This is a genomic window from Odoribacter lunatus, assembly GCF_943193135.1.
In the GTDB taxonomy this organism is placed as follows: Bacteria; Bacteroidota; Bacteroidia; order Bacteroidales; family Marinifilaceae; genus Culturomica; species Culturomica lunata.
Genome location: NZ_CALPCZ010000037.1, coordinates 1 through 18101 on the forward strand (window position 1 = coordinate 1; position 18101 = coordinate 18101).

General features: G+C 46.1%; 10 protein-coding genes. 8 read left to right on the forward strand and 2 right to left on the reverse strand.

Annotated features, from left to right (window positions below):
- The first annotated feature begins 106 nt into the window (after positions 1-106).
- From NFR61_RS10310 to NFR61_RS10320, 3 genes are all read left to right on the forward strand, one after another.
- The gene (locus tag NFR61_RS10310; protein WP_251623748.1) at positions 107-2584 is read left to right on the forward strand and encodes a tetratricopeptide repeat protein; all 2478 of its coding nucleotides are present in this window, start codon (positions 107-109) and stop codon (positions 2582-2584) included.
- Position 2585: 1 nt separating this feature from the next.
- Positions 2586-3323, forward strand: a complete 738-nt coding sequence (locus NFR61_RS10315) for a glycosyltransferase (RefSeq protein WP_251623750.1) — start codon at positions 2586-2588, stop codon at positions 3321-3323.
- A gap of 85 nt (positions 3324-3408) precedes the next feature.
- A complete protein-coding gene (locus tag NFR61_RS10320) occupies positions 3409-4689 on the forward strand; it encodes a cysteate synthase (protein ID WP_251623752.1) in 1281 nt (426 codons plus the stop codon).
- Between the two features lie 54 nt (positions 4690-4743).
- On the opposite strand, the gene NFR61_RS10325 is transcribed toward NFR61_RS10320, so the two are convergent.
- A complete protein-coding gene (locus NFR61_RS10325; protein WP_251623754.1) occupies positions 4744-7296 on the reverse strand; it encodes a beta-mannosidase in 2553 nt (850 codons plus the stop codon).
- Between the two features lie 229 nt (positions 7297-7525).
- On the opposite strand from NFR61_RS10325, the gene NFR61_RS10330 reads away from it, so the two are divergent.
- The 3 genes from NFR61_RS10330 to NFR61_RS10340 are packed head-to-tail and all read left to right on the forward strand — an operon-like array spanning position 7526 to position 13169.
- The gene (locus NFR61_RS10330) at positions 7526-10237 is read left to right on the forward strand and encodes a TonB-dependent receptor (protein WP_251623756.1); all 2712 of its coding nucleotides are present in this window, start codon (positions 7526-7528) and stop codon (positions 10235-10237) included.
- Positions 10238-10256: 19 nt separating this feature from the next.
- A complete protein-coding gene (locus NFR61_RS10335) occupies positions 10257-12290 on the forward strand; it encodes a hypothetical protein (protein ID WP_251623758.1) in 2034 nt (677 codons plus the stop codon).
- A 6-nt stretch (positions 12291-12296) separates the two neighbouring features.
- Positions 12297-13169 (forward strand): DNA/RNA non-specific endonuclease, encoded by an 873-nt coding sequence (locus tag NFR61_RS10340; protein ID WP_251623760.1) that lies wholly within the window; start codon positions 12297-12299, stop codon positions 13167-13169.
- Between the two features lie 184 nt (positions 13170-13353).
- Here NFR61_RS10340 and NFR61_RS10345 read toward each other — a convergent pair whose 3' ends face one another.
- The gene (locus NFR61_RS10345; protein ID WP_251623762.1) at positions 13354-15129 is read right to left on the reverse strand and encodes a bifunctional metallophosphatase/5'-nucleotidase; all 1776 of its coding nucleotides are present in this window, start codon (positions 15127-15129) and stop codon (positions 13354-13356) included.
- A 111-nt stretch (positions 15130-15240) separates the two neighbouring features.
- Here NFR61_RS10345 and NFR61_RS10350 point away from each other — a divergent pair, with 111 nt between their 5' ends.
- Entirely contained in the window at positions 15241-16653 is a 1413-nt protein-coding gene (locus NFR61_RS10350; RefSeq protein ID WP_251623764.1) for a NupC/NupG family nucleoside CNT transporter, read from the forward strand.
- A gap of 432 nt (positions 16654-17085) precedes the next feature.
- A partial coding sequence (locus NFR61_RS10355) for a formylglycine-generating enzyme family protein (RefSeq protein ID WP_251623766.1) occupies positions 17086-18101 on the forward strand: 1016 nt, incomplete at its 3' end.

An 18101-nucleotide genomic window follows, 5' to 3' on the forward strand; every position in this document is an offset into this window, starting at 1 on the left:
AAAAACTTCATAATTAAAAAATTAGCAAATCCTCCCCGCGACTGCCTGGAACATCTTTCTCCGCGAATAAAAACGTACGTTTTTTTGGTTATGAAAGATTTTGATAATGAAGTGGTTAAGAAAAGATTTTTTCCGGGATTTTGGTCAATTGGATGAACAGGCGCGCCTCGAAAAGGTGTACCGGACGGTGGTGTGGCTTTTTGTCTTTTTTTGTTATCTCTACATGCCTTATATCAGCAAGGACTACGGTGTGACGGGAGATGAGTTCGTCGATCACCGCCATGCGGGGTATGTGCTGGATTACTTTGCCAAAGACGATAAGGCGGCGTTGGACCAGCCCCAGACGACACTGCATCTGTACGGCAACATCGTGCAGGTGATAACGGCGGCCATCTGCCGTTGGTTTCACGTAGACAACTATTATGAATTGCGGCATGTGGTCGGCGGAATCGTCGGGGCGACGGGAATATTGGCGGCGGGGTTGATGGGCTTGCGCTGGGGTGGCGGGTTGTGCGGCTTGTTGTCGGTGCTGCTGATGTTTTTTACCCCTCGTTTCTTCGGTCACAGCATGAACAATCTGAAAGACGTTCCTTTTGCCGTGGGCTACATGTTGTCCTTATATTACACGGTGCGTCTTTTCGATACGTATCCCGTTTTTCGCCGGAAATATATTATCGGACTGGTGCTGGGTATCACGCTGACGCTGGGCACCCGTTCCGGCGGGCTGATACTTTATCCGATGCTGCTTATGTATGCGGGGTTATACTACATGCTTTATTACGGCATCCGGGAGTTTTATAAATTCGGGAAGCATGTCGGGGCCGTCGGCCGGATATTCGGTATTTTGGCCGTGGTGGTGGCGGGCAGTTATGTTCTGTCTATATTGCTCTGGCCTTTTGCCCTGCAAAAGCCTCTGACGGCAGTAGTCGATTCCTTGACGAAGTTTACCAATTACAGCATCGGGCTGCGTACGATTTTCGACGGGGAGCAGATGATGTCTACCATGCTGCCGTGGCGGTATGCCCCGAAATACCTGTGTATCGGCATGCCGGTGGTGACGCTGATAGGTTTCTTTGCCTACATACTTTATATGGCCGTGCGGAAAAAGGAGTTTTCCCTGATTAGCTTTTTCCTGCTGTTTGCCGTCATATTCCCCGTGTATTGGGTCATACATTCCCATTCCAACCTGTATGGGGGAATCCGCCACATGCTCTTTGTGATGCCTCCGATGGTCGTGATTGCGGCGCGTTTCTGGAGCGAGATAGTGAACTGGTGCCGCGGTTATCTGAAAGTGTTGCCGTGTGTCGTGTTCATAGGATTGCTGGCGTTGCCGGTGTCCCACTTTTTCCGGAACCATCCCAATGAATATGTCTATTTCAACGAGTTCGCGGGAGGCCTGAAAGGGGTGTACGGCAACTACGAGACGGATTACTATTTTAATTCACTGAAAGAGTCGGCGAACTGGTTTAAGAAAAATGTATTGCCTGACCTGCCTAAAGATACGACGACGGTTATCGTCACGCAGGCATCGAGCATCGTGGATTATTATTTCAGAAAGGATACCAATATAAAGGTTAGTTACAGCCGCTATTACGAGAAGTACTCGAAAGACTGGGATTATGGCATTTGGGGCAATGTGTATATCAGTTCGTATCAGTTGAAACACAACTTGTTCCCGCCTGACGAACTGTTGTATGCTCCGCGGGTGGAAAGCTTCCCGGTGTCTTGTGTGGTAAAGCGGGAGACAAAAGCGGAGTTGCAGGGCTTTCAGTTCGAGCGGCAGCAGCAATACGGGCAGGCCATCGAGGCGTTTAAGGCATATTGCGGGGAGCATCCCCAAAAAGAGGAGGTGTGGGCGAGATTGGGAAAAATATATTACATGACGGGGCAGTTCAAGGAAGCGCAGGAGGCTTTCGGGCGTGCGTTGGAGCTGCATCCCGATTTGAATGAGGCGCTGTATGTGTCGGCGTTATTGAATATCGACCTGAAAAATTTTGCTGAAGCCCGCAAGTACGTGGACAAGATATTGGCGGTAAACGCTTCTTCCGTGGACGGGTTGTATCTGAAAGCGGTAGTGTACTATAAACAAAAGCAGTATCAGAAGGCCATCGCCACATTGAATACCCTTTTGGCTTACCGTCCGAATTTCGACAGGGCGCATCTGCTTGCCGGGGATATATTCCGGGATAATGCAAGGTATGAGCAGGCGGCGAAAATGTACGGGCAGGCGATAGCGTACCATAACAGTGTGGGTGCCGTTGTACAACTGGCGGATATGTGGGTAAGGCTCAAAAAGTACGATAAGGCGGAAGAGCAGTTGAAAAAAGCCGTGGAAATGCAGTCGTCCTATTATCCGATATACAAAGTGATGGTGCGGATGTATCTTCAGCGCGGCCAATGGCGGGAAGCCGAAGAATGGTTGAGGCAGTTGGGTGATATAAACAACGATGCCGAACTGTTTGTTTTGCGCGCCATGTATGCGGAAGCGATGCACGATGCGGCCGGTGCCGCTGCCATGCTGGAACAGGCCTTGAAGGTGGATTCGGGAAATGCGGAAGCCCTCCGGATGAAAAGTAAGTCTTAGAATGAATGCAATGAAAGCCGACGCTTGTATCGTAATTCCCTGTTTCAATGAGGCTGCCCGTTTTAAAACTGGCGAGTTCCTGAATTTCGTGAATGAACACGCGGACATTGATTTGTGCTTTGTGAATGACGGCAGTACGGATGCCACGCCGGAGAAACTGGAGGCTCTCCGGAAGGAAAAGCCGGAGCGCATCCGCGTCGTGACGTACCCGGATAACCGCGGTAAAGCGGGAGCTGTGCGTGAAGGTTTTTTGCAAATGGTGGCCTTGAAAGAGTACAGCCGGTTGGCTTTTGCGGATGCCGACCTGGCCACTCCGTTGAGCGAAATGGTCCGGTTGATAGAGATAGCCCGGCAGCAGGAGGAGGTGATGATTGTGATGGGTTCCCGGTTGGAGCGGATGGGCGTGACGATACGCCGGAAGTTTTACCGGCATTTTACGGGACGGATTTTTGCAGGAACGATTTCTTTTTTATTCCGGCTGAAAGCTTACGATACCCAATGCGGGGCTAAGGTCTTCCATGCGGATATTGTGCCCGCCGTCTTTGAACAGCCGTTCCTGTCCCACTGGCTGTTTGACGTGGAAATCCTGTTGAGATTGAGAAACCTACGCAGAGATTACGACCGGATTGTCCGGGAAATCCCGTTGAATGTGTGGCTGGAACAGGGAAACAGCAAAATCCGTTTTTCACATCTGTTGAAGATGCCTTACCAATTGTGGCGGATATTTCTCCATTACTAAAAGTAGTATTTATACCCAAGTTCGGTATTTGGGAATGCTTTACTTTTGCACGGATTAATAATATATTGAATCAAAGATATTTGAAATGACCGATTATGTTCTGGAATCCCCTTGTTGTGGGATGCAATTCGCTGATGGAGACTGGGCGCTTGATTGTCCGAAAAAAGATAGTACGGCTTTAATTCGCACGTGTTATGTGAGACGGCAACTGAGGGTAAGGGAGGAGTTGCCCGGATTGTACAAGTTTGCCGATTGGCTGCCGATATCCCGGATGCTGGAGGGTTCCGGCGCACCGGTGACTTACAAGAGTAAAGGATTGGCGAAGGAGCTGGGCCTGACGAATCTTTACATTACTTTTAACGGCTATTGGCCGGAAAAAGGCGCTTTGATGCTGACCGGAACATTCAAGGAGTGCGAGGCGTATTCGGTCTGTGCGCGTCCGAACCGGAACAGCGATAAGGTGATGGTCGTTGCTTCGGCCGGCAATACGGCGCGGGCTTTCGCCAGAGTCTGTTCTAAAAATAAAATTCCTCTTTTGCTTTGTGTGCCGCAAGATTGCATGAACTCCGTGTGGTCGTCCGAGGAGCTGGACCCGTGTGTGAAACTTGTGGGAACGGTGCCCGGAAGTGATTATTTTGATGCGATACGGATTTCCAATATCATTTGTGAAATGGATGAGTTTTATCCTGAAGGTGGGGCGAAGAATGTGGCGCGTCGGGATGGCATGGGAACGACGGTATTGTCGGCGGTTACCACGATAGGACGCATCCCGGACTATTATTTTCAGGCCGTGGGAAGCGGTACGGGGGCTATCGCAGCTTGGGAAGCCAACAAGCGCTTTATCGAGGACGGACGGTACGGCAATCATTTGATGAAACTGATGGTTTCGCAGAATATACCTTTTGTTCCGATGTATGAAGCATGGAAGGCCAATTCACGGGAACTTTTCCCTTGTGACGCTGCCGTAGCCCGTAAACAGGCGGAGGAAATATGTGCGAAAGTGCTGTCTAACCGGAAACCGCCTTTTTCAATGCCGGGAGGGCTATTTGATGCACTCACTGAAACGAAAGGAGAGGTTTTCGTGGCGACGAACGAGGAGGCATTGCAGGCGGCGGATATGTTCCTCCGGCTGGAAGGTGCGGATATAGAGCCGGCGGCGGGAGTGGCTACGGCGTCCCTGATTCAGGCTGTGAGAGATGGAAAGGTAGCGAAAGATGCCGTTATCATGTTGAACATTACGGGCGGGGGAATCCAGCGCTTCAAGAGAGAGAACCGGTTAATCTATAAAAGTCCGGATTTCATATTCCCGATGGAGGCATCGGAAGGATATGTGAAAAAGATGGTAACGGAATTATATAATAAGTAGTGGAGTTATATAAAAAAAGAGAGCCGGTTGCAACCGGCTCTCTTTTTATGGGCATTATTGAATGAAGCGGGTGGCGACGGAATAATTTTCTGCGTCGGTTTCCAATTCAATGACATACGTTTTTCCCGGAAGCAGGTCGATGTAATTTTCTTTGAAAATCACTTCGGCGTCCGGCGAGTAAAACATGACGTCGCAGGCAAGCTGATTGCTCGTGGCACGGAGGTATTTCTTTCCGTTCTCCCGGAATGTCTCTACCCGTATTCCGGGATTCTTCGGGAGATTCATATCTTTCGGAGCGGTGAAGTAGCAGGTTTGTTCATCCCATACCTGACTGTTATTGTGCAGACGGAGTACGGCGACAACCTCGCTTTTATTCTTTCCTGCCAGGAATGTATTCAAGTCAATTGTACGGACTAAATTGGACCTGTTGGCATTCTGAACGAACTTGCCGGTGATTTTATTCAGCATTTTTCCGTTGAAATCGAATAATTCGAGTGTGTAGTTACCTTTTATCTCCTTTAGTAAGTCATTAACGACCCATAATTCCAAAGCTTGCTCGGTGATTTTCGGAGCCATGATAATAGGCTTGCAGGCTTCTTTAGAAGCATATTGCGCCGCTTTCCAGTTGTGGTAATAGTCGGTCGTAGACCAGCTTGCCACCGGCCAGCAGTCGTTTAACTGCCACATAATGGAACCCATGCAGTAGGGCATGTTCCGGCGGTGGGTCTGTACGGCGCTGCGCATGGCTTTTGCCTGCAAAACCTGGCTTAGATACAGGAATTGCTCGAAATCTTCCGGAATGTTGTAATACCATCCCATATATTCTTTGATGCGGAGGTTGCCGATGCCGCTGCGCTGGTGGGCTGCCATCACCTCGGATTCGATGTCGTAATCTTCCGGCAAGGCGTATTTTTTCACCGTGTTGAATTCCGGGAAAGACTGGAAGCCGTATTCGCTGATGAAGCGTCCGATGTTATTTTCATATTCTTCAAAGCGGTGCTTCTGGTGCCATACGCCCCAATAATGATTGTCGCCGCTGGTGGCAGGCAGTAGTTCGTGGGCATTCACGGCCGTGTCCGACATGGGAGAGGAAGGCCAGTAATCGTCGCCGTCCGTGTAGGCTGTAATCACTTCCGGTAGTAAATGGTGGAATAAGTCCGTGTAAGCCTTGAAAATCTGTTCTTTTTCGGCTTCGGTGTAGCCTTTTTGCCAGCCCCAGCGCGCCCAGGCCGCATCGATTTCATTGTTGCCGCACCACAAGGCAAGTGAAGGATGATTGCGTAAACGGATAATATTATCAACAGCTTCCTGACGGACGTTCTCCAGGAAATCGGGTGTTCCGGGATACATGGCGCAGGCAAAGGCAAAGTCCTGCCATACCATAATACCGTATTGGTCACACAAGTCATAGAAATGGTCGTCTTCATAAATACCGCCTCCCCATACGCGAATCATGTTCATATTGGCATCGACGGCATCCCGCACCATTTTTTCATAATCCTGTGGAGTAATACGGGGAAGGAAAATGTCGTTGGGAATCATATTGGAGCCTTTGGCAAATACGGGTACACCGTTTAATTCAAAATAAAAGGTAGAGCCGGCATCGTCCTTTTTACGGATTAATTTCAAAGAGCGGAGACCGGTTTTAACGGTTTGGCTCGCTATGGTCTGACCGTTCCGTACAAGGCGTATCTCAAATTCGCTAAGAGCAGGTTTCCCTAAACCGTTGCTCCACCATAATTCGGGATTCTTCACAACGAAAGGAAGAGAAATCTGATTGGTGCTTGCGGTGGCGGAGAACTCTTTTTGGGCGATTAATTTCTTTTTATGCCATACCTCTGCTTTCAGGGTGCTTGTACTGTCTGAAAGGAAATTGATTTCGGCCTCCAGGTTGGCCTGTTTCTTTGTTACTTCCGGTTGCCGGATAAATACATTCTCGATTTTCGTATCGTCCCAGCCTTCTAGTACAACCGGTTTCCATATTCCGGACGGAACCAGACGGGGTCCCCAGTCCCAGCCGAAATGATAGGGCGCCTTGCGGGTGAAGACGCTGACCCTCACGTCGCCCATGCCGCCGAATTGGCTGTAATCATTGGATGCTGGCAGGATCAGACCGTATTTTTCCATTTCTTCCAGGCCTTTGGTAATGGGGGAGTAGAAACGAATCAGAAGGGTATTGTCTCCTTGTTTTAATATTCCTTTCACATCACATGTCCAGGTGCGGAACATGTTGTTGGGAGAAGCGATTTTTTCTCCGTTCAGGAAAACATCGCACCAGGTATCCAGGCCATGAAATACCAATTGTTGATGGTTGGATGACAAAATTGCTTCCGTTGGTTGAAAAGTAGTGGCATATTCCCAGTTGATTTTATCAATCCATTGTACTGTCGGTTCGTTATTCCGGTAGAACGGGTCTTCGATAAGTTTGTGCGCCATTAAATCTGTATGGACAGAACCGGGTACGGTTGCCGGTAACCATCTGCCGACATGGGCCTGGCGGAATTGCCATCCGTTGTTTAGTTCCTGTTGCAGGGGATTTCCGGCATAAAGACCGGAAAAACTTGAAAGTATTCCCACAAAGAGTGAAAGAAAAAATGTTTTATTCATGATAAAATTTTATGATTTTTTAACGTAGTCAAAAATAGTAAATTATAACCTAAAAACCATTGTTTTTATTGGTTGTGAAAAAAATTGAATGAAATTTTAACAAGAACCTAATATGAAGCTGTTTTATATTATTTAAATTTGCCTCACAAATTTTAAAATTGATTTCCCAAAAGGCGATGGTTTTTAAGGGAAGTGTGCTATAAATTAATTAAAATTAAGTAAATTCAGTATGAGGAAAATCTTGATGAAAGGCCTGCTGTTATTGGTGCCGGTGTTTTTTATGACATTGGTAGCCGTGTCACAGAGCATTATTAAAGGAAAGATTATCGACTCGGAAACCAATGAAGAATTGGTCGGAGCTACGGTAATGGTAAAAGGGACAACCGAGGGTATTGCTGCCGATTTTGACGGACGTTTTGAATTGAAGGTTAGTGCAGAAGGGAAGCAAACGTTGGTTTTTCGGAGTGTTGGCTACAAAGAATTGCAGAAAGAAGTTAGACTTTCAGGCGATGTGTTGGATTTGGGAGTAATCAAAATGACAACGGAAGCAATCGGGCTGGGTGATGTGACGGTAACGGCGTCTGTGGCTGTGCGTCGTAAGACTCCGGTTGCAGTTTCTGTAGTAGAGCCTATCGAGATTGAAGCCAAACTTTCCACACAGGAATTTCCGGAAATGCTGAAATCCACACCAGGTGTCTATGCTACGAAATCGGGTGGAGCTTTTGGTGATTCCCGTATTAATTTGCGTGGTTTTGAACAGGCCAATATCGCTGTGATGATTAACGGTGTACCGATGAACGATATGGAATGGGGCGGATTGTACTGGTCCAACTGGGCAGGACTTTCGGATGTGACGCGTTCTATGCAGGTACAGCGCGGCTTGGGTGCTTCAAAGGTTTCCTCTCCTTCTGTCGGTGGTTCTATCAATATCGTTACCAAAACGACGGATGCCAAAGCCGGCGGTTCTATCTCCTATGCTTTGGGTAATGACGGTTACAATAAAGTGATGTTCAACGTATCCACCGGATTGCGCAACGGTTGGGCACTTACTTTATTAGGAGCGAAGAGCTGGGGTGACGGATATATCCAGGGGACGGAATTTGAAGCCTATTCTTATTTTGGAAATATTTCCAAACAAATCAATGACAACCATCAGTTGTCTTTTACGGTTTTTGGTGCTCCGCAGTGGCACAATCAGCGCAGCAGCTATGACGGTTTGACGATTGCCGGCTGGCAGAACATGGAAAAATACATGGGCAAGGATCGCCAGTACCGGTATAATCCGACCTACGGATTTGGATTGCACGGCGAACGCAAGACCTCTGCTTATAACCACTATCACAAACCTCAGATTTCTTTGAACCATTCATGGACTATTAACGAAAAATCCAGCCTTTCCACGGTAGCTTACGTGTCTATCGGTCGCGGAGGCGGGTATAAAGGTTTGGGGGCAACATCTACTTATGCGAATATGTGGTACGGTTCCAGTAACGGTACGTTGAATACTTATTTCCGCAATGATGACGGAACCTTTGCTTACGATAAAATTTATGAACTGAATGCGACGAGCGATAACGGTTCGTTGATGGCAATGTCCGAATCGAGAAATGAACACAACTGGTACGGCTTGCTATCTACCTATACCACAAGTATCGGTAAATATTTTGAAGTGTATGGAGGTATTGATTTCCGCTACTATAATGGTACACACACCAATGAATTGATAGACCTTTACGGTGGCGATTTTTTTATTGATTACTATCGGGGAAATGTAAAGGCTGCCAATAATGCCAATGCCGCTGATCCGGAATGGGTGAACCGGAAACTGAAAGTGGGAGACGTCGTATATCGTGACTATGACGGTTACGTTATGCAGGAAGGTGTCTTCGGACAGGTGGAATATAACAAGGGACCGTTGAGTGCATTCGTTGCGGGAGCCGTATCGAATTCCGGATACTGGCAGAAGAACCATTTTTATTACGATAAAGAGCATGAAAAATCAAAAACGGAGAACTTTATCGGTTGGAATGTAAAAGGTGGTGCCAACTATAATATTACCGAACACCACAATGTATTCGCCAATGTTGGGTATATTTCCCGTGCACCGTTCTATTCCGGTGGTGTATTCCTGTATGCCATGAACAGTAATGCAACGAATCCCGACGCTATCAATGAAAAGGTATTTTCGGCAGAAGTCGGCTATGGTTTTCGTTCTTCCATGTTCAGCGCCAATTTGAACCTTTATCGTACGGAATGGTTGGATAAGACCATGACTCGTAGCATTGATTTAAATAGTGGTGATCGGGCAACGATGAACATGAGTGGAGTAGATGCTTTGCATCAGGGTATTGAAGTAGACTTTGTATTCCGTCCTGTTAAGAACGTGGATATTACCGGTATGGTTTCTATCGGGGACTGGAAATGGAATAGTGTCGCTTCCGGATATTTCTATAATTCTTCCGGCCAACCGTTGAAGAATATGTCTGGAGAGATTGCTTCCGGTATACAGGCGGAAGACCATGCCAAGATGACGTTGGATTTGGACGGAACCCGGGTAGGAAATTCTGCACAGACGACTTTTGCTGTCGGAGCCAAAGTACAACCGTTGAAAGGTTTGCGGGTAGGAGCTGATTACACCTATTGGATGCGCAACTATGCGGAATTTACCGTTGGAAATAGCACTGATTTGGTGATGAATGGCTATAAGAAATACGATACCCCCTGGAGAATGCCGTCGGCAGGCGAGTTGGACGTAAATGTCAGCTACCGCTTCCCCTTGGGTAAATTGTGGGCTACTCTGTACGGAAATGTAAACAATCTGTTGGACAATATTTCCATTTCCGATGCCTATGACGGTGCCGGTCACGATTGGCAGTCTGCTTACCGGGTATTTTACCGTTACGGTAGAAACTATTCCGTTCGACTGAAAATTACTTTCTGATAATTTAAATGAATAAGAAATGAAAAAACATCTCATATATCTTTGTATTGCATCTGTGTTGGGAATGACAGGATGCACCGATGTAAATGATGAATTTGAGGGTTTGAAGGATATGACGACTCCCGAAAACATGCTCAATAAAGACTATACATTGACAGTGGAAGACTATGCGGCAATCAGCGCTTTAAAAATAAGCGGAGTAGATGCTGATGCGCTGAGTGCAGTAAAGACGAACCTTTATCTGACTTCTGCAACACCGGCAAAAACGGTATTGCCCGCTTTTATGAACAGCAAATGGGGAACCGCATCGAAGGGATCGGCCATCAAAATGACCTACGATTTCGGCGGAGATACCCCAGCTTACCTGGCTGCAATCGACTCTGCTCAGGCTTATGAATTGACGGATAAGGATTATGAAACGATATGGGGGGTACCTGACAAAGCTTATCTGAATGAGGATAAGGCAACGGTCAAGAATTTGTCCGGAATATTGGCCGCTTCTGTTAAAGAGCCTAAAGAAGGTGACTATGCTATTGTAAGTTATAAATATGCAGAAGCATCGGAGGCAGGCAGTGAGGAAACTTATGATAAAATTGAAGATGTCATTAGCAGTGGCAGCGGTAAGGTGAAAGGTACGGTTGTTGCCACTTATAGCCAAGGTTTTCTTCTGACCGATGGAACTTCTTTTATTTTGGTGTACTTGGGAGATAAAAGTGAAAATGCGTATGCAACGGGGGATGTTGTCGTTATAGAAGGATCCCTCTCAAAATGGGCTGAATTGTACCAGTTTACTTCTGCGGCTACGGTTACGAAACTTGAAGCGGGAGAGTATGAGGGTACAGTGCCTAATCAATGGGATGCAACTGAAATGGATGCTTATCTTTCCAATCCTTCCGTTCAAAACATCGTTTACACGGGGACACTTTCAATTACGGAAAATGATAAGGGAAATAAGTATTACAATGTTACTATTGAAGGCGCTCAAAAAGCAGTCGGAAGTATCCAGTATCCTGCCGAAGGTGTTGTTGATGCTGCTTTAGATGGCAAGAAGGTTGTGGTAACCGGTTATGCTATCGGCGTTTCCAGCAGTAAATATGTTAATACGATGGCCGTGTCGGTTAAGGCTGCTTCTGCAAGTGGAGTGACGTCTCTTACTTTGTCTTCAGTAGACTATGTATCGGCAACGATGTACCAGAAGCCTATGGCAGTTTCCACACAGGCTGCTGCCGGTGAAATTCGTAATGTCGTTTATGTTTATGAAAATGAGAAATGGGTAGAGGCGGAAAAAGTAACGATACTTAATCCTGCAGATTACAAAGCCATGGGTGAGCCGGGTTCTCACAATAATTTCAGCAGTTCTATGCCTGCCGGAAATTATTTGCCGAAATACCTGGCAGCTAAATATCCGTATGCGAATGACGGTGACGTGAAAGCGGTGGTATATAACTATTACGATAGCGAAGCTAAGGCTACTGTTGTGAAAGCCGACGAGTATGTATATGACGGAGCTTGGAAATACAACAATATTCCGGTTGAAACCGTGACCGAACAATATGCTTATTCGGGTTCTTGGATGTATGATCCCAATGTTACCATAACACTTACTGTAGGTCGTGGAAACGGAGACGGACATTTCCAGGCTTTGACCGATTGGGTTTGGGAAAATGTGGATGTTCCTGCCGGGGTAACTAAAGAAGGTCAGGGATATATGACAAGCTACAAAAACAATGAGTATTATTTCGGAGGTTCCGAGTACCAGAATAATTTCGACTTCCGTCCTTCTGCATGGAGAGCTCAGATTGCTTCTGCTTATGAATCTTTGACTGACGAACAATTAACGGCACTGATGTGGGAGCGTTTGCCTGAAGCTGTGAAAATAATGTTGTCATGTAAATATCCGGATGCACGCCCGGTAGATGGGTTGGATGTGATTTATACAGTTAATTTCGGAGTGTATGACGGTAGCGCAACTGTTTTGTATACAATACAGTATGAAGTGACGGCTCCCGGTGAATTTACTTATGTGGAGGAATCACTGAAAAAAGCAGAATAAGTATTTATGGTGAAGACACCTGTATTTTTAAAATTTATTGCGGGCAGCGTATTGCTGCTCGCAATATTTTTCTCTGCTTGTGGAGATGACCATAAACAGGGAAATGAACCGGAAGAAGATTTGACCAATACTGTTCCAGGACGTTTGGGAATACCCCGATTAACGGGCGATACGGTCACGTATAAATTCATCGACCATACGGTCTCCTGGCAGGGAAAGGCTGTTTCCAACTATTCGATGGAATACAATCTTGACTTGCGGCATACCCGTTGGGTGGCATTTACGGCTTATGACCTAACTTCGACAGATAATGTCTCTCGCACAAATGCCTGGGCGGATGATCCGGAAGTGCCTGAAAACAGCCGTACGGAAAGAACCGATTACAGCGGATACGACCGGGGGCATCTGGTGGCCTCCAATGACAGGCGCTACAGCCGGGAGGCGAACGAACAGACGTTCTACTATTCCAATATGAGTCCGCAGCTGTCTAATTTCAATCAGGGAATCTGGCAGAAACTCGAAGAAAACGTCAAAAGCTGGATGCAGGATGAATCGTTGCGCGACACGCTGTACATCGTGAAAGGCGGAACGATACGGGAAGACCAGGTGTTGAAATACAACGGCGCGCACTCCGTGCCGGTTCCGAAATATTATTTTATGGCGGTGTTGGCTAAGAAGGGGACAACCTATAAGTCCATCGCTTTTTGGCTGGAGCACAAAAAATATTCCGGACCGTATGACTTGCAGGGAAAAGCCCTCTCTGTCGATGAACTGGAAGAAAAGACGGGGATTGATTTCTTCCCGCTCTTGCCGGATGTGATAGAACGACCCATAGAAGCTTCTTATACCCTTGATGATTGGCCCTGGAAAAACAAATAATATCGGAACTCATGCAGAGTATGCTGGATTTATTGTCTGGTCTTGTCGAGGAATACGAGGAAAAATATTATCCGATAAAATCTAAAAAATCGCCCGTGAAATCAGCAGGAAATTAAATATAGACGCCAATATCGTATTGGGGGTATAGGCGTGGTTCGGTTATAAAAACTCTGTTCGGAACTTTTTAATGCGCTTCGTAAATTAGTTTATTCCCTTTTTCTTTCCCTTGTTCAAACCATTTTTCGGGAATTACTTTCCAATCATGGCGGCATTGTGGGGCGAGTGTTTTCTTATCCCGGATGTATTCCGTAATGCAATAGCGCACGTCCTTAGGCTTGATTTCCACGATGCGATTTTCCATCTCCTCTTTGTTCAAGCCGATGCCTTGTGCCAAATGGCCGCCGCCGCCGTTACCTCTGTAAGAGTTAATGGCAACTTTATAAGTTTTGGTCGGGTCGAAAGGCGTACCGTCGGAAAGCGAAAGAATTTCCACCCGTTCCCCCGGAGCCTTGCTCACGTCTACGGTGTAACGGATGCCTGCCGCGCATGAAAAGTTGAAAAACGGATGGGCGAGGGTGTAGGCGCCTCTGCTGTTTTTTACGGGATGGCCCTGCCCGTCAGTCTTGAAATTAAGCAGGTGGTCATTGGCGGAATGCATGGTATTGTATTGAAGGCCATAAGCATATTCCAGGTATTTATCAATTTCCTCTCCCGTGAAATTCATGACATACAGGCCGTTTTCGTAACTGTAGAGATTAAACATATCGCGGATAGTGATTTCTCCTTGTTCGATGCGTGCATCCATTTGCAAAACCGTGCTGAACGAAATATCCGCTCCCGTTGTTGCCAATTGAACGTTGTGAATGAAATCGGTAAATGCCGAGGGGCCGAAAATACCGTTCCGGCCGATAAGGGGTTCCGTGAATGTGCCGATGGGTGTATTAATATAAGATTTTACTTTTTCTAAAGCTGGGGTAAATTGCCGGATATAAGCGGAATCTTTTTCCGTATCGGCTAATTTAATCAATTCGGCTTTGATGGATTTATCATACTTTTTGCTGTTGCGGGACAGATTGATGTCAATTTTGCCTAAAAAGGTGGCGTGTGAATAGGGGTCGATAACCAAGACCTTGTGTCCGGCATCGTTCGTAATTTCTTCCAGTTTGCCTAAATGGTCGTGCCCCATAATGACGATGTCAAAACCGTCAACTTTTTGTGCAACCAGCATACTTGCATTTTCATTCTTGAAAGTATTGATGCCTTCACCGTCGTATTTATAGTTAAAACCGGAATGAAACAGACCGATAAGGACATCAGGGTGTTCTGTCTCCTGAATTTTGGCAACCCATTTCCGGGCGCTTTCAATCATATCTTCAAACTCGATACCTTCCCATAGATATTTGGGCAACCATTTGGGAATACCGGGGGTAGTCATTCCTAACACGGCAATTTTGAAGCCGTTGCGGCGGATAATAGTGTAAGGTTGAAAATAGGGTTCCCCTGTAGATATATTGATGGCATTGGCGGATAACCACGGATGTTGGAGTTCCCGTCTTAATTTGTCATATACGGGGTGTCCGGCTTCAATATCGTGATTTCCTATACTGCCGGCATCATATTTCAGATAATTCATTACTTGGGCGGTAATATTGGGAACGGTCGTATCGATGACATTGTAATAATAATTGGAAGGTTGTCCCTGAAGAATATCACCGTTATCTAACAGAATAATCTCATCGGGGCGTTTCTGGCGTTCGGCATTTACGATGGCGGACACGTTGGCAAGGCTGCTTTTATTGGGACGGTTTCTTTTCAGGTCATAGTCAAAAACGGTACCATGTACATCCGTCGTGCAATAAATTGTCAAAGTCGCCTTTTCCGGTTTGCATTCGCAGGAACTTAACAGACCGGCCACTATCAGAGAAAGTATGGTTGATAATGATGAGAATGTAATATTCATGATGATTGTAATATTTTAGTAAAAATCCAATTCCTCTGCAAAAGTAATTTATCTTTTGTTTGGAGTCTCAATTTTATCCTTTAATTTTATGCGTCTTTTAATAAAAATAACATGAGTGGTGTAATAAAAAAAGCGTGCTGGTTATTGCCGATGTTATTGATTTTCTCGGTTGGAACTGTTTGCGCGCAACAGGGTAGCGGAATCCAAAGTGCTGCCAATATAGAGAGTCATATATCCGTTATGTCGATTTTGCGGGGATTATTAGGAATAGCGGCATTAGTGGGGATTGCGTGGTTGTTTAGCAATAATCGGAAAGCTATTTCTTGGAAAGTTGTGGGGATTGGATTGGCAATACAATTGGTATTGGCTGTGGGAATATTATATATCCCTTTTGTACAGGCGTTTTTTGAATTTTTCGGAAAGATATTCTTGACTATTCTTGATTTCACAAAAGCCGGCAGTGATTTTCTATTGGGAGACCTGATGGATACTTCCAAAGTGGGATATGTATTTGCCTTTCAGGTATTGCCGACCATTATTTTCTTTTCGGCTTTGACTTCTTTGTTATTTTATTTTGGAATCATACAGAAAGTGGTGTATGCTTTGGCTTGGGTAATGACCAAGTTGATGAATATTTCGGGAATGGAAGCGTTGTCCGTGTCGGGGAATATCTTTTTGGGACAAACGGAAGCGCCTTTGATGATTAAAGAATACTTGGACGATATGACACCTTCGGAAATATTCCTGGTGATGACGGGGGGAATGGCAACCATTGCCGGAGGTGTATTGGCGGCATATATCAGCTTTTTGGGCGGGGAAGACCCCGTACAGCGTCTGGTGTTTGCTAAGCACCTGTTGGCGGCTTCGGTCATGGCGGCTCCGGGGGCAGTGGTCTTTGCCAAACTGCTGGTACCGCAGAACAAGGCGGTGAACAATAACATACAGGTCTCCAAAAACAAAGTAGGGAAAAACATTTTGGATGCCATTTCAAACGGTACGACGGAAGGTGTGAAACTGGCGGTAAACGTGGCCGGGATGTTGCTTGTATTCGTGGCGTTCATAGCCTTTGCCAACTATCTGTTCGGAAAAATCGGCGGTTTCACAGGATTGAACGAATGGATAGCGCAAATTACGGATGGCAGGAACACGGAATTAAATCTGCAATTTATATTGGGATACGCCATTTCTCCTCTTATGTGGTTAATCGGCATATCGGCAGATGACATGGTATTTGCCGGAAGCCTGTTGGGGCAGAAAGTCATCATGACTGAATTTATCGGATATGTTGAATTAGCCAACCTCAAAGCGGCGGGAGCATTCCATGAAATGAAATCCATCATCATGTGCACATACTTCTTGTGCGGATTTGCCAACTTTGCATCCATAGGAATTCAAATCGGCGGGATCGGTGGTTTAACTCCCAAAAACAAACCTCTTTTAGCACAATTTGGCTTACGGGCCTTACTTGCCGGTACATTAGCCTCCTTGCTTTCCGCAACGGTAGTCGGCATGATTATTGGGTAATTCTCGTATAAACTTGAGAAAAAAGGCCTTTCGTATAATGGCTTTTTCTAATATGATTCATCGTGGCGTTCCTAAAAAGGAAGGGCATTGGGAATTCATCGAACGCTGAAATCTTTTCTTACTTTTTCACTTTTTTCTTTATATTTGTGACGTTGTGGCAGAGAGACCTGCCGTAATTGAAATATTATTTTGAAGCGTTTAGTTTTATCCTAAGTCAGGAAATCGCCAATTTTCAGCAAGAAAGGATAAGCAGTACAAACGCTCACGTTTGCCGTATATATTCTCTATATACCCGGTTAGGCGTGGGATACTGTTTATTTTCTTGCGGGTGTTTGGCGATACCTCTGACTTGATAAACTAAAGTTCCCACGCTTCCTTTTTGTTATAAACCCACCTTTCCGGGGACTTTCAAGGTGCTAAGTATTTCTTGATATGAAAAAATTAATCAAGTGTGCCGGATTACGGTATTTACGGATGTCGTTTCTGTTTCTTTCCGTAATGGTTCTTTCCGGTCTGTTTTCTCCACCCGTTCACGGAAACAACATCCGTATAACGGGTAAACCCCGTGTCGTGAATATCGTCGGCGATACGGCTTTTGTGGAACTGAATGTTTCATGGGACAATTCGTGGCGGGATGATTTCAACTGGGATGCTGCGTGGGTGTTCCTTAAGTACAAAAAACGGGGCATCACCGAACCCTGGCATCACGGTTATCTTGCCCGTGCAGGACACGAAGCCACGCCCCAAAGCGGGAATGAAGGTGGCAACTACTCCTTCATGTTCGGGCAAACGGGCTCGGGTAGTAGCGCCAAAGTCACCGGCGTATTCCTCTTGCGGGATGAAATCTCCGACGGTAATGTAAGTGTCCGCCTACGGCTTAAATGGCTGTTCAAGGCTAACACGAAGAAAACGCTTACCGCCGCCGACTTCGGTGATAAACTGGATAAAATATACGTTGCCGTCCATGCTATAGAGATGGTCTATATTCCTTACGGCAGTTATTACCTCGGTGACAACCATTCCGCATACAGTTTTGCGGAATCGGGTGTATCTCCCTGCCTCATTGATTCGGAAGCGGCAGTGACTCTAAATACTGTCAATCCAACATCTACTTCTGTCACATTGCCCGCAGCCTTTCCCAAAGGGTATGCCGGATTCTATATCATGAAGTACGAAACGAGTCAGGAACAGTATATGGAGTTTTTGAATTCCCTGACGCTAACGCAACAGAAAGCGCATGTCACCAATAATAACTTCTCTACGATGAACCGTGGGGATTACGTATTTGGAAGTGATTTGACCACCCCTACGCGTCGGAACGGCATTGTCTTTATCGAGCAAAAAGGGGAAGACGGACCCGCTGTATTCGGTAACAATCTCAATCCGGCAAACGACCTCTTCTCCCCGGATGACGGGCAGACTCTCGCCTGCAATCAGCTTTCTCCCTA